At 70.0% G+C, this 15,792-nt stretch carries 14 protein-coding genes and 1 pseudogene; 13 read left to right on the top strand and 2 right to left on the bottom strand.

The window, feature by feature from the left end; translation table 11 throughout:
• The 5 genes and pseudogenes from D7Y15_RS46090 to D7Y15_RS37035 all read left to right on the top strand — a co-directional run.
• Nucleotides 1-202, top strand: a pseudogene (locus D7Y15_RS46090) (transcriptional regulator); the annotation flags it as partial.
• Between the two features lie 92 nt (nucleotides 203-294).
• Nucleotides 295-1,185: a nucleotide exchange factor GrpE gene (gene grpE, locus D7Y15_RS37050; protein WP_367303568.1), complete on the top strand. Its 891-nt coding sequence runs from the start codon at nucleotides 295-297 to the stop codon at nucleotides 1,183-1,185.
• Between the two features lie 2 nt (nucleotides 1,186-1,187).
• Complete coding sequence (dnaK, locus tag D7Y15_RS37045) at nucleotides 1,188-3,017, top strand: molecular chaperone DnaK (RefSeq protein WP_121755521.1); 1,830 nt, start codon at nucleotides 1,188-1,190, stop codon at nucleotides 3,015-3,017.
• A gap of 95 nt (nucleotides 3,018-3,112) precedes the next feature.
• Nucleotides 3,113-3,415 (top strand): hypothetical protein, encoded by a 303-nt coding sequence (locus tag D7Y15_RS44950; RefSeq protein WP_120578215.1) that lies wholly within the window; start codon nucleotides 3,113-3,115, stop codon nucleotides 3,413-3,415.
• 103 nt (nucleotides 3,416-3,518) lie between these two features.
• On the top strand, nucleotides 3,519-4,952 hold the full coding sequence (locus D7Y15_RS37035) for a serine/threonine-protein kinase (protein WP_121755523.1): 1,434 nt from the start codon (nucleotides 3,519-3,521) through the stop codon (nucleotides 4,950-4,952).
• A gap of 98 nt (nucleotides 4,953-5,050) precedes the next feature.
• Here D7Y15_RS37035 and D7Y15_RS37030 read toward each other — a convergent pair whose 3' ends face one another.
• The gene (locus D7Y15_RS37030; protein WP_120579545.1) at nucleotides 5,051-5,941 is read right to left on the bottom strand and encodes a YsnF/AvaK domain-containing protein; all 891 of its coding nucleotides are present in this window, start codon (nucleotides 5,939-5,941) and stop codon (nucleotides 5,051-5,053) included.
• A 359-nt stretch (nucleotides 5,942-6,300) separates the two neighbouring features.
• Between D7Y15_RS37030 and D7Y15_RS37025 the strand changes: the two genes are divergently transcribed.
• From D7Y15_RS37025 to D7Y15_RS36990, 8 genes are all read left to right on the top strand, one after another.
• Entirely contained in the window at nucleotides 6,301-6,621 is a 321-nt protein-coding gene (locus tag D7Y15_RS37025; RefSeq protein ID WP_126933376.1) for a hypothetical protein, read from the top strand.
• Between the two features lie 161 nt (nucleotides 6,622-6,782).
• Nucleotides 6,783-7,991: an ABC transporter substrate-binding protein gene (locus tag D7Y15_RS37020; protein WP_120579543.1), complete on the top strand. Its 1,209-nt coding sequence runs from the start codon at nucleotides 6,783-6,785 to the stop codon at nucleotides 7,989-7,991.
• A 21-nt stretch (nucleotides 7,992-8,012) separates the two neighbouring features.
• The gene (locus tag D7Y15_RS37015; protein ID WP_120579542.1) at nucleotides 8,013-8,933 is read left to right on the top strand and encodes a branched-chain amino acid ABC transporter permease; all 921 of its coding nucleotides are present in this window, start codon (nucleotides 8,013-8,015) and stop codon (nucleotides 8,931-8,933) included.
• Entirely contained in the window at nucleotides 8,933-10,003 is a 1,071-nt protein-coding gene (locus D7Y15_RS37010) for a branched-chain amino acid ABC transporter permease (RefSeq protein WP_121755520.1), read from the top strand. Before D7Y15_RS37015 ends, D7Y15_RS37010 begins: the two co-directional genes overlap by 1 nt.
• On the top strand, nucleotides 10,000-10,887 hold the full coding sequence (locus tag D7Y15_RS37005) for an ABC transporter ATP-binding protein (protein ID WP_120579540.1): 888 nt from the start codon (nucleotides 10,000-10,002) through the stop codon (nucleotides 10,885-10,887). Before D7Y15_RS37010 ends, D7Y15_RS37005 begins: the two co-directional genes overlap by 4 nt.
• Entirely contained in the window at nucleotides 10,884-11,636 is a 753-nt protein-coding gene (locus D7Y15_RS37000) for an ABC transporter ATP-binding protein (RefSeq protein WP_121755519.1), read from the top strand. Before D7Y15_RS37005 ends, D7Y15_RS37000 begins: the two co-directional genes overlap by 4 nt.
• 179 nt (nucleotides 11,637-11,815) lie before the next feature.
• Nucleotides 11,816-12,583: a hypothetical protein gene (locus D7Y15_RS36995; protein ID WP_211487286.1), complete on the top strand. Its 768-nt coding sequence runs from the start codon at nucleotides 11,816-11,818 to the stop codon at nucleotides 12,581-12,583.
• Between the two features lie 173 nt (nucleotides 12,584-12,756).
• The gene (locus tag D7Y15_RS36990) at nucleotides 12,757-15,153 is read left to right on the top strand and encodes a sialidase family protein (protein WP_233605234.1); all 2,397 of its coding nucleotides are present in this window, start codon (nucleotides 12,757-12,759) and stop codon (nucleotides 15,151-15,153) included.
• Here D7Y15_RS36990 and D7Y15_RS36985 read toward each other — a convergent pair.
• The coding region (locus D7Y15_RS36985; RefSeq protein ID WP_368667423.1) for a YiiX/YebB-like N1pC/P60 family cysteine hydrolase at nucleotides 15,150-15,792 on the bottom strand (643 nt) is incomplete at its 5' end. The two genes, D7Y15_RS36990 and D7Y15_RS36985, sit on opposite strands and share 4 nt — an antisense overlap.

The raw sequence follows: 15,792 nt of genomic DNA, 5'->3' as shown, positions 1-15,792 counted from the left end.
CTCCAAGGCAGCCCCGGAGGAGGAGGCCGCCCCCAGCCGCCCGCCCCGCGCCAAGAGCTCCGGCGCGTCCAAGGGGGGCAGCAAGTCCATCGGGCGCAAGAAGACCGCGAGCGCTCCCGCCGCCGCCAAGGGCGCCCGGGCCCCGAAGAAACCAGCTTCCAAGAAAACGTTGGGCCGCAAGAAACCCGCGCCCGGGGCGTGAAGTTCCGCTGCCCATGAAGTCGCGCCTGCCCGCACGCTGGGCATGCGCGACCGCCCCGGGTCCTGTTGGATCGCTCAGCGTCGCGTGAGATAGTGCGCGCCGTGTCGGGTACCAAAGACAAGGACAGCCTCCAGACGGACATCGGGCAGGACGTGATCGACGAGGCGGTTCGCAGCGTCGAGCGTCGGATGGACGGAGACGCGGACAGTGCGGGCTCGGAGACGGAGGTGGAGCTGGACGTCTCCGCCCCGGCAGCCGAGGCGGACGTCTCCACCCCCGAAGTCGCTCCCCCCACCGAGGACGCGGCCGCGCTCCGCCAGGAGGTGGAGTCGCTGCGCGCGCAGCTGGAGTTCAGCCAGACGAAGGCCCGCGAGACGCTGGAGCGCCTGAAGGAGGCGCACGAGCGCGCCAAGGACTTCCAGGACCGGGCCATCCGCTCCGCCGCGGACCTGGAGAACTACCGCAAGCGCGCGCAGAAGGAGAAGGAGGACGTCCAGAAGTTCGGCGTGGAGAAGCTCCTCAAGGACCTGCTCCCCGTGGTGGACAACATGGACCGCGCGCTCGACGCCGCCAGCAAGTCCCCCGACTTCGACAGCTTCCAGAAGGGCGTGGCCATGACGCGCAAGTCCTTCGAGGACTCGCTCGGCCGCCACGGCGTGAAGGGCTTCTCCGCCAAGGGCCAGCCCTTCGACCCGCGCCTGCACGAAGCCATCCAGCAGGTGGAGTCCGCGGACGTCCCGGCGGGCCACGTGCTCTTTGAAGTGACGCGTGGCTTCCATCTCAACGACCGCCTGGTGCGTCCCGCCATGGTCGTCGTCGCCCGCGCGCCAGAAGTCGTCGCGGCGCCGGAGCCCGTTGCCGCGGAGCCGGAAGCCGCCGCGCCCGCGGCCGGCACGGAAGCACCGAAGGCGTCTGAAGAAGGCAAGAGCGCGGAGCCCCAGACTTCCGCGCCGTCCGACAGTTCCTCCGGGGGGAGTCAGTAGTCATGGCGAAGGTGATTGGAATCGACCTGGGCACCACCAACTCCTGCGTCGCCGTGATGGAAGGCGGCGAGCCGGTGGTCATCCCCAACAGCGAAGGCAGCCGCACCACGCCCTCCATGGTGGGCTTCACCGACTCCGGTGAACGCCTGGTGGGCCAGATTGCCAAGCGGCAGGCCATCACCAACCCGGAGAACACGGTCTTCGCGGCCAAGCGCCTCATCGGCCGCAAGTTCGACTCGCCGGAGGCGAAGAAGGCCATTGGCGTCTCCTCCTTCAAGGTGGCGTCCAGCCCCAACGGCGATGCGTGGGTTGAAATCCGGGGCAAGGGCTACAGCCCGCCGGAAGTCAGCGCCATCGTGCTGATGAAGATGAAGCAGACGGCGGAGGACTACCTCGGAGAGCCCGTCACCGAGGCCGTCATCACCGTCCCCGCCTACTTCAACGACAGCCAGCGCCAGGCGACGAAGGACGCGGGCCGCATCGCGGGCTTGAGCGTGCTGCGCATCATCAACGAGCCCACGGCCGCGGCGCTCGCGTACGGCCTGGACAAGGTGAAGGACGCCACCACGGAGCGCGTCGCCGTCTACGACCTGGGCGGCGGCACGTTCGATATCTCCATCCTGGAGCTCACCGCCGGCGTGTTCGAGGTCAAGAGCACCAACGGCGACACGTTCCTGGGTGGCGAGGACTTCGACCAGCGCCTCATCGACTACCTGGCCAAGCGCTTCGCGGAGCAGAACAACGGCCTGGACCTGCGCAAGGATCGCATGGCGCTCCAGCGCCTGAAGGAGGCGGCGGAGCGCGCCAAGCACGAGCTGTCCAGCGCCCCGGAGACGGAGGTCAACCTCCCGTTCATCACCGCGGACGCGTCTGGCCCCAAGCACCTCACGGAGACCGTGGACCGGTCCACCTTCGAGGCCCTGGTCGCGGACCTCATCGACCGCTCCATCGAGCCGTGCCGCATCGCGCTCAAGGACGCGGGCCTCACCGCGCAGGCCATCAACCAGGTCCTCCTGGTGGGCGGCATGACGCGCATGCCGCGCGTGCAGCAGAAGGTGAAGGAGTTCTTCGGCAAGGAGCCCCACAAGGGCATCAACCCGGATGAAGTCGTCGCCGTGGGCGCCGCCATCCAGGGCGGCGTGCTCAAGGGCGAGGTGAAGGACGTCCTCCTGCTGGACGTCACGCCGCTGTCCCTGGGCGTGGAGACCGCGGGCGGCGTCTTCACGAAGATCATCGACAAGAACACCACCATCCCCTGCAAGAAGGGCCAGGTGTTCTCCACCGCGGTGGACAACCAGCCGCTCGTGTCCGTGCACGTCCTCCAGGGCGAGCGCGAGATGGCGGCGGACAACAAGACGCTGGCGCGCTTCGAACTGGTCGGCATCCCGCCCGCGCCGCGCGGCGTGCCGCAGATTGAAGTGTCCTTCGACATCGACGCGAACGGCATCGTGCACGTGAGCGCGCGAGACCTGGGCACCGGCAAGCAGCAGCAGGTGCGCGTGGTGGGCAACTCCGGCCTGTCCGAAGCCGAAATCCAGGGGATGATCAACGACGCCCAGTCGCACTCCGCGGACGACAAGAAGAAGAAGGAGCTGGCGGAGCTGCGCAACAACGCGGACGGGCTCATCTACACCACGGAGAAGAGCCTGGAGGAGTACGCCAACCTCCTGTCGGAGAAGGACAAGGGCGAAATCCAGACGGACCTGGAGCGCCTGCGCTCCGTGCTCAACACCTCCGACGCCGGTGCCTTGAAGGAGGCCTTCCAGCGGCTGGAGGGCAGCGCGTACCGCATCGCGGACGCCATCTACACGGACCAGGCCAAGTCCGGCTGATGCCTCACCCCGGGCGTGGGCCGGGCGGTGCAATCGCCCGGTCCCCCCGTTCGTAGGCCGGGGGTCCGCCTCTCTTTTTCCCTGGAGCCTCCCTCATGGAACTGACCGAAGCCGTCATGGTCATCATGGTCACCGGCATGACCGTCGGTGTGCCGCTGCTCGGCCTCACGCTGCGCTTCGCCCTCAAGCCCGTGATTGAGACGTGGCTGCGCGTGCGCGAGGTCCAGGCCCGGCCCGCCGGGGAGCTGGAGGCGCTGCGCGCGCGCGTGGCGCACCTGGAGTACATGCTGGACCGCCACGGGCTGCTGGAGCACCCCGTGACCCGCGCGACGCCGGAGCTGGGTGAACTGCCGGAGCGCCTGTCGCCGATGGTGCGCGTGGACCGCGAGCGCGTCTGACGTCCCACCCGGTGGGCGCTGCATCCCCGCCGGGTTTTCGGGTATTGATGAATGCGTGGCATTCCAATCCCCGGAAGAAGAGCTGGCCTTCCTGCGCGGCCTGATGGCCGTGAACCGGATGGCCGACGACATCCTCGAGGACTGCCTGGAGCGGGGTCTGGACCTCGACACCGGCCTGGACGTGTTCCTAACGCAGTGCGCCCGCATGGTGCACGCGAAGGCGGGCTTCGTTTCGCTCCGGGGCACGCGAGGCCCGGTGCTGACGCGTGTGCTGGGCGAGCTGGGCGTGGACGTCTTCGAGGCGGCCCACTGGAGCGGCCCCCGGAAGCTGCGCGAAGGCCGGATGCTCTTCTGCCAGCAGCTCACCCTGGGACGGCTGAACCTGGGCGGACTGGGGCTGGTGGTGGATGGGAACTTCGAGGACGGCGGCCAGCGGGTGATGGGGCTGGTGGAGGCGATTGGCGAGCAGTTGGACTCGGCGGTGCTGTCCTTCCTGGCGCTGACGGACGGCCGGGGACCGCTGGAGCGGCTGGACGAGCTGGACGTGGAGGGCACGCCCGTCAACCGCGGACGCATTGGCCGCTATGAGGTCGTGAAGCCCCTGGGCACGGGCGGCATGGCGCAGGTGCTCATCGCGCGCACTCGCGGGCCGGAGGGGCTGGGGCGGCTGGTGGCGCTCAAGCGCATCCTGCCCCACCTGACGGCGCAGCCAGAGATGGTGCAGCAGTTCCTGGACGAGGCGCGCATCGGCCTGCGGCTGTCGCACCCCAACCTGGTGCACGTCTACGACTTCGGCGAGGCGCAGGGCGCGTACTACATGGCCATGGAGCTGGTGAACGGCATCGACCTGGACCGGCTCTTGCGCGCCAACAAGGGGCCGCTGGAGCCGGCGGTGGTGTCCGCCATCGTGTCGCAGGCGCTGATGGGGCTGCACGCCGCGCATGCGCTCAAGGGCGAGGACGGCGCGTCCCTGGAACTGGTGCACCGCGACCTGTCACCGCACAACGTGATGGTGGGCTTCGATGGCCAGGTGAAGGTGCTGGACTTCGGCGTGGCCAAGGTGCGCGCGCAGCGCACGGTGACGCTGCCGGGCATCGTGAAGGGCAAGCCGCTCTACATGTCCCCGGAGCAGGCGCTGGGCCAGAAGCTGGACGCGCGAAGCGACCTGTTCGCCATGGGGCTCGTCCTCTACCAGGCCCTCACGGGACGGCGGGCCTTCGAGCGCGAGGACGAGTTGGACACCATGAAGGCCATCTGCCAGGAGAAGCTGACGAAGCCTCCGGAGGTGCTCGCCCCTCTGTGGAACGTGCTGTCGGTGGCGCTGTCCAAGGACCCCGAGGCCCGTTTCCCCACCGCGCACGCCATGGCGGACCGGCTGGTGGCCGCGTGTCCCCCCGCGCGCGATACGGCACTGGCGGCGCTGGCGGGACGGTTGTTCCCGGAGCGTCTGCGCGACTCGCAGCGGCTGGAGACCGCCGTGGACCGCCAGCGGGAGGCCCCCACCCGCGCGCCGCCGCCCACCCGCACTCCGCGCTGACATGACGATGCGCCACCTCCCCCGCACACCGCGCGCGTGAAGGCGCGGCATGCGGGGGCGGAGCACAAGGACTGTTCGAGGCTTCCATCCCGTCCGCGCTACGAGCGCTTGAGCGGGTCGATGTCCGCGTCCGCGCGGTAGCCGGCGCGGCGCTTCTCCTCGTCCACGTTGGGCTCGGTGCGCACCACCTTCACGTCCTCCAGCTCCTCGTGGCGGACGCGGCCCTCCATGCTACGGCGCTCCTCGATGGGGCGCTTGTGGATGGTGATCTCCTCGTCCGTGTACGCGCGCTTGGTCAGCTCCGCCTCCTCCGCGCTCAGGGGGATGCGGATGGTCTCCTCCCGGAAGTCCGCCACGTCGCCGGGAATGTTGTCGCCCTTCACCGCCCGGCGCACCACCTCCACCTCCTCGTGGCGCAGCGGGACCTCCACCGTCTTCCGCTCCTCGACGACAATCTTGCGCACCTGCGCCTCGCCCGCGGAGCGCTGGCGTTTGGTGACGCCCAGCTCCTCATGGTGCGTGCGCAGCGTGACGTCCTCGTTCGCGATGCGCTCGGCGGCTCGGATGTCGGTGCGCAGCTCGCGCTCCTCGGCTCGGATGTCGGTGCGCAGCTCGCGCTCCTTCAGCTCCCGGTCCTTGATGCCGACCTTCTCCGCGCCGGTCCGGGCCACGTCTCCGACCTTCGTGGTGCCCGTCTTCAGCCCCGCGCCAATGCCACCCATGGTGCCGCCGGTGGCCGTCGCCGCCGTCGCGCCCACGGCGCCGGCGTCGGACAGCCCTCGCAGCGCCTCGCGGCCGTGGTTGAGGTAGATCTCCCCGTTGCGGATGTCGCTCACCTCCAGGTAGCGGACCAGGTAGTCCTTCGGGAAGAACATCCCCTTCTCGATGTGGAACTCGCCCTCGCTCACGGCGAACACCTTGCCCAGCTTCTCGCCGTCGCTGCTGCGGACCGTCATCCCTTCCTTGATGTCGTTGCGCTTGATCATCATGGACTTGGCTCCTTGTGCCTTCACGTCGGGTCGGATGTGGTCGCGAGCGGAACGTCAGGGCCGTCCAGCGCGCTGGAGAGGGTTTCCTGGGGGGAAGTGGACGCTGAAGTGTCCGCCACGGCCATCACCCGAAAAGTGGGTTCAATGACGCCCAAGAAAACCCCTGGTGCTGGATGCTCCAGGGGCTCGGTACGTCGTCCGCCGCTGGCAACGCCGCGCCGGACGCCTCCCTGCTCCCTGTCCAGAGGACAGGCATGCGGGAGCGGAACCCCCGGGCTTCACGTTGGCAGCGCGCGTCCCCACACCTCACTGTGAGGGCGCGAGTCCGGATGGACCGGCCCGTGCGAGAGGAGCCTGTGATGCGAGCCACGAGGCCTGGCCGGGGACTCGGGTGGATGGCCGGCGCGGTGGGACTGCTGGTGGCGGGCCGACTCCGGCGCCGTCGCGCGGGAGCGGTGCTTCCGGAGTCCATTCCGGAAGCGGTGCCAGTCCTGGAGCCCGTCACCTGGACGCCCACCGCGCTGCCGGACCCGGAGGACCCTCCCTCCGCCGGGTGGTCGCTGACGCACGAGGACATGGCGCCCTGGGAGGACCGCGAAGCACCAGAGGCCGGACCCCAGGGCCTCCCGAGGATCCGCCGGGGACCGTCGGGCCGGGAGCACTACTGGCTGGAGCCCTGAGCGGACCTGGCGCGCACTTGGGGTTGGGGCAGGGGGGCGCGACAGCGATGTTTCGGGGTGTTGGCGGGACTCCGGAGCCAAGCTGTGCGCTTGACCCATGGGGAGGGCTCCCCTAGAAAACCGGGGCTTTGCCCGTCATCTCCCCCGGAGGAAGCCCCCACATGCGACGACTTGCCCCGATGCTCCTCGCCGCGCTCGCCGTCCTGGCGGCCGCCTGCGAGAAGAAGACGCAGCCCACGGGAGAGGCGGGAGGCGCCCCCTCGGCGCAGGCTCCGGCCACCGCGCAGGGCGGCACGCCCCCGGCGGGTGATGACGTCATCGTGCTGGGTGAAGTGGGCGCGCTGACGGGCGGTCAGGCGACGTTCGGCATCTCCACCCGCAACGGCATCGCGCTGGCGGTGAAGGAAGCCAACGCGGCCGGCGGCGTGAAGGGCAAGAAGCTGGTCGTGCGCGTGTACGACGACCAGAGCAAGCCGGAGGAGGCCGCGCAGGCCGTCACCCGCCTCATCACGCAGGACAAGGTGGCGCTCATCCTGGGCGAGGTGGCTTCGTCCAGCTCCCTGGCCATGGCGGAGAAGGCGCAGGCGGCCGGCGTGCCCATGATCACCCCGTCGTCCACCAACCCCTCCGTGACGGAGAAGGGCGACAACATCTTCCGCGTCTGCTTCATCGACCCGTTCCAGGGCTTCGTGATGGCGAAGTTCGCGCGGGAGAACCTCAAGCTGAACAAGGTCGCGGTGCTCCAGGACAACAAGAGCGCCTACTCCATTGGCCTCACGGAGGTGTTCCGCCAGAAGTTCGCGGAGATGGGCGGGAAAATCACCGCCACGGAGAGCTACAGCCAGGGCGACACGGACTACCGCGCGCAGCTGACGGCCATCAAGAAGACGCAGCCGGAGGGCATCTACGTGCCGGGCTACTACAGCGAGGTGGGCATCATCGCCCGCCAGGCGCGCGAGCTGGGCCTGAAGGTGCCGCTGATGGGCGGCGACGGCTGGGACTCCGAGAAGCTCTTCGAGCTGGGCGGCAGCGCCATCGACGGCAGCTACTTCTCCAATCACTACTCGCCGGACAACCCGGACGAGCGCGTGAAGAAGTTCATCGCGGACTACAAGGCGGACAACAACGGCGCGGTGCCGGACGCGCTCGCGGCGCTGGGCTACGACGCCGCGCGCGTCGCCATCGAGGCGCTCAAGAACGCCCCGGACACCAGCGGCCCGGCCCTGCGCGCGGCCATCGCGAAGACGAAGGACTTCCCCGGCGTGGCGGGCAACATCACGCTGGATGCGAAGCGCAACGCGGTGAAGTCCGCCGTGGTGCTGAAGGTCGCGGACGGCAAGTCCACCTACGTCACCACCATCTCGCCTTAAACCCAGGGCCCACCCCGGCATATGTCGCAGCTCATCCAGCACCTCATCAACGGTCTGGCCGCCGGCACCATCTACGCCCTGGTCGCGCTGGGCTACACGATGGTGTACGGCGTCCTCAAGCTCATCAACTTCGCCCACGGCGACGTGATGATGGTCGGCGTCTACATGGGCTACGCCACGGCCTTCGCCCTCGGGCGGCAGGCGCAGCGCTCCATGTGGGGCGTGGTCCTCATCTTCGCGGTGGCCATGGTGGGGTGCGCGCTGCTTGGCTTCCTCATCGAGCGCTTCGCCTACCGGCCGCTGCGCGAGAAGCCGCGCCTCACCGCGCTCATCACCGCCATCGGCATCTCGTTCGCGCTGTCGTACGGCTTCCAGCTGGACATCGGCTTCCTGCCGGGCGCGTCCCCCCGGGCCTTCCCGGAGGTCATCGTCCCCAGTGAGTGGTTCATCATTGGCGACCGCGACGTGGTGGTGTGGAACTGGCAGGTCATCAGCTTCATCATCGCCGTGGCGCTGATGGCCGGGCTCCAGTTCCTCGTGTACCGGACGCGCTTTGGCAAGGCGATGCGCGCGGTGTCCTACGACCACCGCACCGCGGCGCTGATGGGCATCCCCACCGACCGCATCATCGCGCTGACGTTCATGCTCAGCAGCGCGCTGGCGGCGGGCGCGGGCCTGCTCTACGCCATCAAGGACACGTCCGTGAGCCCGCTCATGGGCCTGTACGTGGGCCTCAAGGCCTTCGTGGCGGCGGTCATCGGCGGCATCGGCAACGTGCCGGGCGCCGTGGTGGGCGCGCTGCTGCTGGGCCTGGTGGAGGAGTTCGTGGTGGGCTACGCGGCCAGCACCTGGCGTGACGCGGTGGCCTTCGGCTTCCTCATCCTGGTGCTGCTGGTGAAGCCGGGCGGTCTGTTCGGCCGCGTCGCGGCGGAGAAGGTCTGATGGCGGCCCCTGGTGTGACGACGCTGTCGGACGAGTCCGTGGGCCGCGTGCCCCCGGCCCTGCGCGGCATCCTGCCCGTGCTCATCGCGGTGCCGCTGGTGGTCCTGGCGGATGTGCTGCTGAACACCTCGCCCTTCGCCACGTACCTGCTGTCCGTGGTGGGGGTGAACATCATCCTCGCGGTGAGCCTCAACATCGTGAACGGCATGACGGGCCAGTTCTCCATTGGCCACGCGGGCTTCATGGCCGTGGGCGCGTACATCGCGGGCGTCACGTCCCTGGAGTTGAAGGAAGTGGCGCTGTCCTTCCTGCCGGTGGCCGCCAGCGACCAGGTGCTCTTCACCGTGGCGCTGCTCGCGGGCGGCACCTGCGCGGCGCTGTGCGGCTTCCTGGTGGGCCTGCCGTCGCTGCGGCTTCGCGGGGACTACCTGGCCATCGTGACGCTGGGCTTCGGTGAAATCATCCGCGTGGTGGTGCAGAACACGGAGGCCTTCGGCCGCGCGCTGGGCCTGTCCGGCATCCCGCAGTACTCCAGCGTGGCCATGGTGTACTTCTGGGTCTTCCTGGTGGTGCTGGTGTCCCGGCGCATCGCGGGCTCCAGCCACGGCCGCAGCCTGTGGGCCATCCGCGAGGACGAAGTGGCCGCGGAGGCCATGGGCGTGGACACCACCGGCTACAAGGTCCGCGCGTTCGTCATCTCGTCGTTCTTCGCGGGCATCGCCGGCGGCCTGTTCGCGCACTTCGTGCCCATCATCAACCCGGGCTCGTTCACCTTCGTGAAGTCCATGGAGATCGTCGTCATGGTGGTGCTGGGCGGGCTGGGCTCCAGCACGGGCGCCATCGTCGCGGCCATCTTCCTCACGCTCTTGCCCGAAGGCCTGCGCTCACTGTTCGGCGCGCTGGGCGCGGGGGGAAGCCTGGCGCAGAAGGTGGATCAGATCCGCATGCCCGTGTACGGCGTCCTGCTGGTCGTGCTGATGCTGGCGCGGCCGCAGGGCCTGTTCGGCACGAAGGAGCTCTGGGACGTGCTTCCCCGGTGGCTTCCCCGGAAGAAGAAGGGGCTGACATGAGCGCCGCCGTGACTCCTGTCTCCGCCTCGGGCTCCGGGGACGCGCTGCTCCAGGCGTCCGGCGTGAGCATCCGCTTCGGGGGCCTCAAGGCCCTTACGGACTTCAACCTCTCCGTGCGCCAGGGCGACCTGCTGGGCCTCATTGGTCCCAACGGCGCGGGCAAGTCCACCGCGTTCAACGTGCTCACCGGCGTGTACCAGCCCACCGAGGGCGAGGTGCGCGTGGCCGGGCAGCGGGTGAACGGCTGGGTGCCGCATCAAATCAACCACCTGGGCCTGGCGCGCACGTTCCAGAACATCCGCCTGTTCCGCGCGCTGACGGCGCTGGACAACGTGAAGGTGGCATGCCGCGCGCAGGGGGCGCTGCACCCGGTGGTCATGGGCCCGCTGGCCAAGGCGGGCACGGCGATGCGCAACTACCGCGACTGGTGGCGCGCGCTGCTGCTCACCCCCGGCTTCCAGGCCGAGGAGCGCGAGCTGACGCGCCAGGCGGAGCACCTGCTGGAGGTCATGGGCCTGTCGCACCGCCGCGATGAAGAGGCGAAGAACCTCCCGTACGGCGAGCAGCGCCGGCTGGAGATCGCCCGCGCGCTGGGCACCCGCCCCAAGGTGCTGCTGCTGGACGAGCCCGCGGCGGGCATGAACACGCGTGAGAAGGCGGACCTGATGGTGCTCATCCGCCGGCTGCGCGACGAGTTCTCGCTGGGGGTGCTGGTCATCGAGCACGACATGAAGCTGGTGATGGGCATCTGCGAGCGCATCACCGTGCTGGACCACGGCGAGACCATCGCCCGCGGCGCTCCGGCGGAAGTGCGCAGCGACCGCAAGGTCATCGAGGCGTACCTGGGCGACAGCTACCTGGAGTCCCACGGAGGCGCGGCGTGAGCGAGCCTGTGAAGGTGCTGGGCGAGCGGCGCGCGTTCGAGCCGCTCCTGTCGGTGGAGGGCATCCAGGTCCGCTACGGCGCCATCCAGGCGCTCCGGGGCGTGTCCCTGACGGTGGGCAAGGGCGAGATGGTGGCCCTCATCGGTGCCAACGGCGCGGGCAAGACGAGCACCCTGCGCGCGGTGAGCGGCATGCTCAAGCCGACCGCGGGCCGCATCACGCTGGCGGGGAAGGACATCACCGGCCTGAAGGCGCACCAGCTGGTGCCGCGCGGCATGGCGCACGCGCCGGAGGGGCGGGGCATCTTCCCCAACCTCACCGTGTACGAGAACCTGGAGCTGGGCGCGTACCTGCGCAAGGACACCGCCCAGGTGCGCCAGGACATGGACAAGGGCTTCAGCCTGTTCCCGGTGCTGCGCGAGCGTCAGAAGCAGCTGGCGGGCACGCTGTCCGGTGGCGAGCAGCAGATGCTGGCCATCGCCCGGGCGCTGCTCAGCAAGCCGCAGCTGCTGCTGCTGGACGAGCCGTCCCTGGGCCTGGCGCCGCAGGTGACGGAGACCATCTTCCGCACCCTGCGCGAGGTGAACGCCACCGGCGTCAGCGTGCTGCTGGTGGAGCAGAACGCGCACCTGGCCCTCAACGCCGCCCACTACGGCTACGTGCTGGAGACGGGCGAGGTGGTGATGGCCGGCCCCGGCAAGGCGCTGCTGGAGAGCGCCGAGATTCGGCGCGCGTACCTGGGGGAATAGCCCTCCCGCGCCGACTTTCCGGCCCCGGCTCGGTGTCCGCCCCCGGACGCTTCCGGGGGCGGGGCCAGGGCAAGTTGCTCGCGCCGCGTCGAAACTCGGGTAGTCAGCGGCGGAGGACTTCGTCTAGCGTCCGACAAGACAAGCTGTTTTCTTCCACTTCCCGCTCAGGAAGCGTGCCCATGCGCCCGTTGTCCCGCCTCCTCCTTGCCTCGCTTACCACGCTCGCGCTCATCGCCGGCGCGTGCGCCAACCAGCAGAAGACCGACGGCTCCTCCTCGGGCGGCACCGGTGGTCCCTCGGCCACCTCCACCATCGAGGACGTGCCCAACGAGCCCACCCCGGGCGCGGATGGCACCGCGGCCACCCCGGCCCCGGAATTCAAGCCCTACGAGGCAGCGGAAGGCTTCACCATCGGCATGCCGATGGAGCCCCAGGTCGCGCGCAGGCAGATCCCGCTGGGCGCCAACACGGTGAACACCGCGGCCTTCACCGTGCGCACCGAGGACAACACCGTCTACTCCGTCAGCACCGCGGACTACCCGGAGCGGCTGGTGGCGAGCCGTCCCCCGGAGGCCCTGCTGAACGAGGGCAAGGACGGCCTGGTGAAGGAAGTCCAGGGCACCCTCAAGGAAGAGTCGGACATCACCCTGGATGGCTACCCCGGCAAGGCCTACTCGGTCAGCTCGCCTGTCCACGGCGAGGTGAAGGCGCGCAACTTCCTGGTGGGCCCGCGCCTGTACACGCTGCTGGTCATCTACAACCCCAACCACCCCAACACCACGGCGGAGCCGTTCCTCAACTCGCTGAAGCTGGTGAACCCGCCCCCGGCCATCACCACGGTCACGCCGGACGCCGGCACGGGCGCGGACGCGGGCACGATTGAGGGTGCGGACGCGGGCACGGCCACCGACGCGGGCACCGTCGCTCCGCGCCGCCGCAAGAAGTAGTCGCAGGACGCTGACGCGACGCTCCCCAGGTCCGGGGGCGTCGCGCGGTGTGCGGTGTGTTCACCTGTCCGCGTGGAGAATGCCGGGCCCTTCAGGTCCGCCTCCGCCGGATTGCCCCCGGGTCTGTCATCCCTACCTTTCGGGAGGGGATACGACAGGGGGCGCTAAAACACATGATGTCCTGGGTGGGGGCCCTGCTGACCACGGTGGTGGCGGCGGGAGGAGTGCCCATGGTGCCGGCCGGCGGGGGCAATGCCCTGACGCTGCCGGCGCATCGGCACGCGGTGCGAATTGAGACAGGCAATGGACATGCGCCCACGTGGCTCCTGGCCATCCAGCAGCAGGGGGCGGAGGGCGAGGGGCTGAACCTGTTCCGTTCCGAGGACGGGTTCCAGGGCTTCTCCAAGCTGGCGGAAATCCAGCCGGATGCGTCGCACCACGACCGGGCGGAGCTGGTCGCGGTGGGGCGCGACGTGGCGATGGTCTACGCGTACGAAGGCCCCTCACTGGCGGCGTCGTCGCGGCACGACGTGTACTTCCAGTGGTGGCGCTACGACGCGGCGCAGGACACCTGGACGCCGGAGCCGGCGGTGCGGGTGTTCAACGCGGACAGTGCGACGGCGTATTCGCGGGCGCTGCTGGCGCGGGACTCCAAGGGACGGCTGTGGGTGCAGGCGTTCCGGCTGGAGTCGGACGGCGGCTCCACGGCGGTGGTGGCGGTGTCCACGGACGGGGGCACGAGCTTCCAGAAGCAGCCGGACCTGGGGCGCACGCGGAAGCGGGGCGGGGGACGGCTGCTCAGCGTGGGGTCCAAGCTCGTCTTCTTCTGGGCCATGCACGACGGCTTCGAGCCCACGCGGCTGCGGGTGCGCGACGCGGCGGATCCGCTGGACACGTGGGGTCCGCAGCGGGACGCGTTCTCCGACGGCATCTACCACGGCGCGGCGCTGAGCGCGGTGGAGGACGGCAAGGGCGGCATCCACCTGGTCTACAAGGACGAGACGGAGCGGCTGTACTACCGGCGCTTCGACGGGACGTCGTTCGGCTCGCGCATCCTGGTGGAGGGGACGCCGGACTGGGCGTTGCAGCCCGCGGTGACGCGCATCGGGGACGCGCTGTATGTCTTCTACAATCACTTCCAGACGGCGACGGATTACGAGATCCGCGTGCGGGTGCTGCGCAACGGCGTGTTCAGCGACCCGGTGACGCTGGATTCGCGCACGAGCTTCAAGGGCTACCTGAGCACCCTGGACGTGCTGCCGGACAGCGTCACGGAGGTGCCGTGCTTCTACGGCGACGCGGTGGACGCGAACTCCAGCGGCCGGGTGATGCGCGTGGCGCTGGCACGCCAGCCGGAAGGAGGCGGCGGTTCCGGTCAGGACGGCGGGACTCCGGATGGCGGCGCGGGGACCCCGGATGGCGGTGGTGCGAGCGATGCAGGCTCGGGCACCCCGGATGGCGGCGTGGACGCGGGGACGCCGGATGCCGGCTCGGGCACGGATGCCGGTGTCGATGCGGGGACGCCGCCGGTGGATGGCGGTGTCCAGGGACCGGTGACGCTGGAGCCGGTGTTCACGAACACGACGCACGAGGTGCTGGCCGTGGACGGCGCGGGCACGGTGTTCGCGCTGGCGCTGGACGGGAGCCGTTCGAAGTTGTGGGCGAGCACGGACGGCGGGCGCACCTTCAGCGCGAGAGGGCAGGGCGTGGGCGGCGCGTCGTTCTGGGTGATGGCGGCGCTCAAGGACGGGACGCTGCTGGCGCAGATGAGCCGCGGTGGCAGCTACCACCTGGAGCGCTCCACGGACGGCGGGCGCACGTGGGCGGACGTGGCCTCGCTGGGGAGCTACCGCGCGATGTCGCCCGCGAGCTTCGCGGAGCTGGGCAGCACGGTGTTCTTCCTGGAGTACCAGACGTTCACCTCCGGGAACACGCCGCTGCGGCTGTGGGCGAGCACGGACGGCGGAGCGACGTGGGCCACGCGAGCGACGTTCCAGGACCACCGTCACGGCACGGCGCTGTACGCGGATGCGACGCGCAGCGTGCTGTGGGCCACGTTCGGGAGCAGCAGCGCGCAGGCGGCGGTGGTGCGCTCGACGGACGGCGGGCGCACCTGGACGAAGGTGATGGGTGGCTACGCTGCCAACGCGGTGACGGGCACGGTGTTGCCGGGAGGAGAGCTGCTGCTGGGGCAGTCCACGCTCTATGAGCCGGAGCACCCGAAGCTCCTGCGCGTGTACGCGAGCGGACGGGTGGACGCGCTGATGACGCTGCCGGGGCCGGCGTACTCGGTGGATGCGCTGATGGGAGGCGGCTTCGTGATGGGAACGGCGAGGGCGGACGTGGGCGATGTGCAGCCCGCGTCGGACCTCTACGCGCGGCTCTTCACCAGCACGGACGGCGTGGCGTGGACGGAGGCCCGGAGATTCGAGCGGGCCACCAGCGGCGTCCTGGCCCGCGCGGAGGTCTGGGGCGTGCTGCCCGGCGGCGACCTGGTGGTGCGGGCGGAGAACCTGAGGGGCTTCGGAACCGGAGGGAAGGGGTTCCAGGTCCTGCGCGTGAAGCGCTAGGGCGCCCGCGGGAAGTTCGAATACACGACCGCGAGCCGGGCATCCGCCGCCAGGCTCGCGGGCGTCACCAGCTCCAGGTCCACCGGCACCGGACCGCGGTAGCGCTCCGCGATTTCACGCTGCAGCCCCGCGACGTCCAGGTCGCCCAGCCGCTCCATCTTCCCGTACTCCACGCCCGCGCCCGTCGCGTACGCCTTGCGCACCAGCTCCGAGCAGTACATCGCCTCGTCTCCCCACCCGAAGAGCGCGTCGTACGGCTTGCCCAGGTGACGCTTCGCCTCCTCCACCGCACGCGCCTTCGCCGCGTCATCCACCCCCTGCGGCCGCATCACCAGGAGCCGCCCCTTCACCCCGCGCGCCTTCCACTTCGCGAACGGTGTGCGCTTCACCGGCTGCACGGCCTCCACCACGAACGTCCCGTCCGGCGTCACCTCCACCAGCCCCACGTGCGACAGCGGGCTGTGCGTGGCCACCTGGATGGCCTTCGACTGGCGTGACCCCGACGTCTGGAACACCACGTCCCCGGTCCGCACCTTCGCCGCCACGCCCCCCGCCTCGCGCGGCGCCGCCTGCGTCCCGCGGCCCACCAGCCACGTCGCCCCCACCAGCACGAGGGCCAGCAGCCACATCCCCCTGACG

This window comes from Corallococcus sp. AB030 (assembly GCF_003668965.1).
Lineage (GTDB): Bacteria > Myxococcota > Myxococcia > Myxococcales > Myxococcaceae > Corallococcus > Corallococcus exiguus.
The sequence above is the reverse complement of the archived record's forward strand: the minus strand, read 5'-3'. Positions and strand labels throughout refer to the sequence as shown.

Bases quoted from the DNA above. Each gene is read 5' to 3' on its own strand.
- D7Y15_RS37005 (WP_120579540.1), top strand. From the start codon at position 10,000: ATGAGCGCCGCCGTGACTCCTGTCTCCGCCTCGGGCTCCGGGGACGCG.
- D7Y15_RS37025 (WP_126933376.1), top strand. From the start codon at position 6,301: ATGCGAGCCACGAGGCCTGGCCGGGGACTCGGGTGGATGGCCGGCGCG.
- D7Y15_RS37020 (WP_120579543.1), top strand. From the start codon at position 6,783: ATGCGACGACTTGCCCCGATGCTCCTCGCCGCGCTCGCCGTCCTGGCG.
- dnaK (WP_121755521.1), top strand. From the start codon at position 1,188: ATGGCGAAGGTGATTGGAATCGACCTGGGCACCACCAACTCCTGCGTC.
- D7Y15_RS36995 (WP_211487286.1), top strand. From the start codon at position 11,816: ATGCGCCCGTTGTCCCGCCTCCTCCTTGCCTCGCTTACCACGCTCGCG.
- D7Y15_RS37010 (WP_121755520.1), top strand. From the start codon at position 8,933: ATGGCGGCCCCTGGTGTGACGACGCTGTCGGACGAGTCCGTGGGCCGC.
- D7Y15_RS44950 (WP_120578215.1), top strand. From the start codon at position 3,113: ATGGAACTGACCGAAGCCGTCATGGTCATCATGGTCACCGGCATGACC.
- D7Y15_RS37015 (WP_120579542.1), top strand. From the start codon at position 8,013: ATGTCGCAGCTCATCCAGCACCTCATCAACGGTCTGGCCGCCGGCACC.
- D7Y15_RS37030 (WP_120579545.1), bottom strand. From the start codon at position 5,941: ATGATGATCAAGCGCAACGACATCAAGGAAGGGATGACGGTCCGCAGC.
- D7Y15_RS36990 (WP_233605234.1), top strand. From the start codon at position 12,757: ATGATGTCCTGGGTGGGGGCCCTGCTGACCACGGTGGTGGCGGCGGGA.
- D7Y15_RS37035 (WP_121755523.1), top strand. From the start codon at position 3,519: ATGGCCGTGAACCGGATGGCCGACGACATCCTCGAGGACTGCCTGGAG.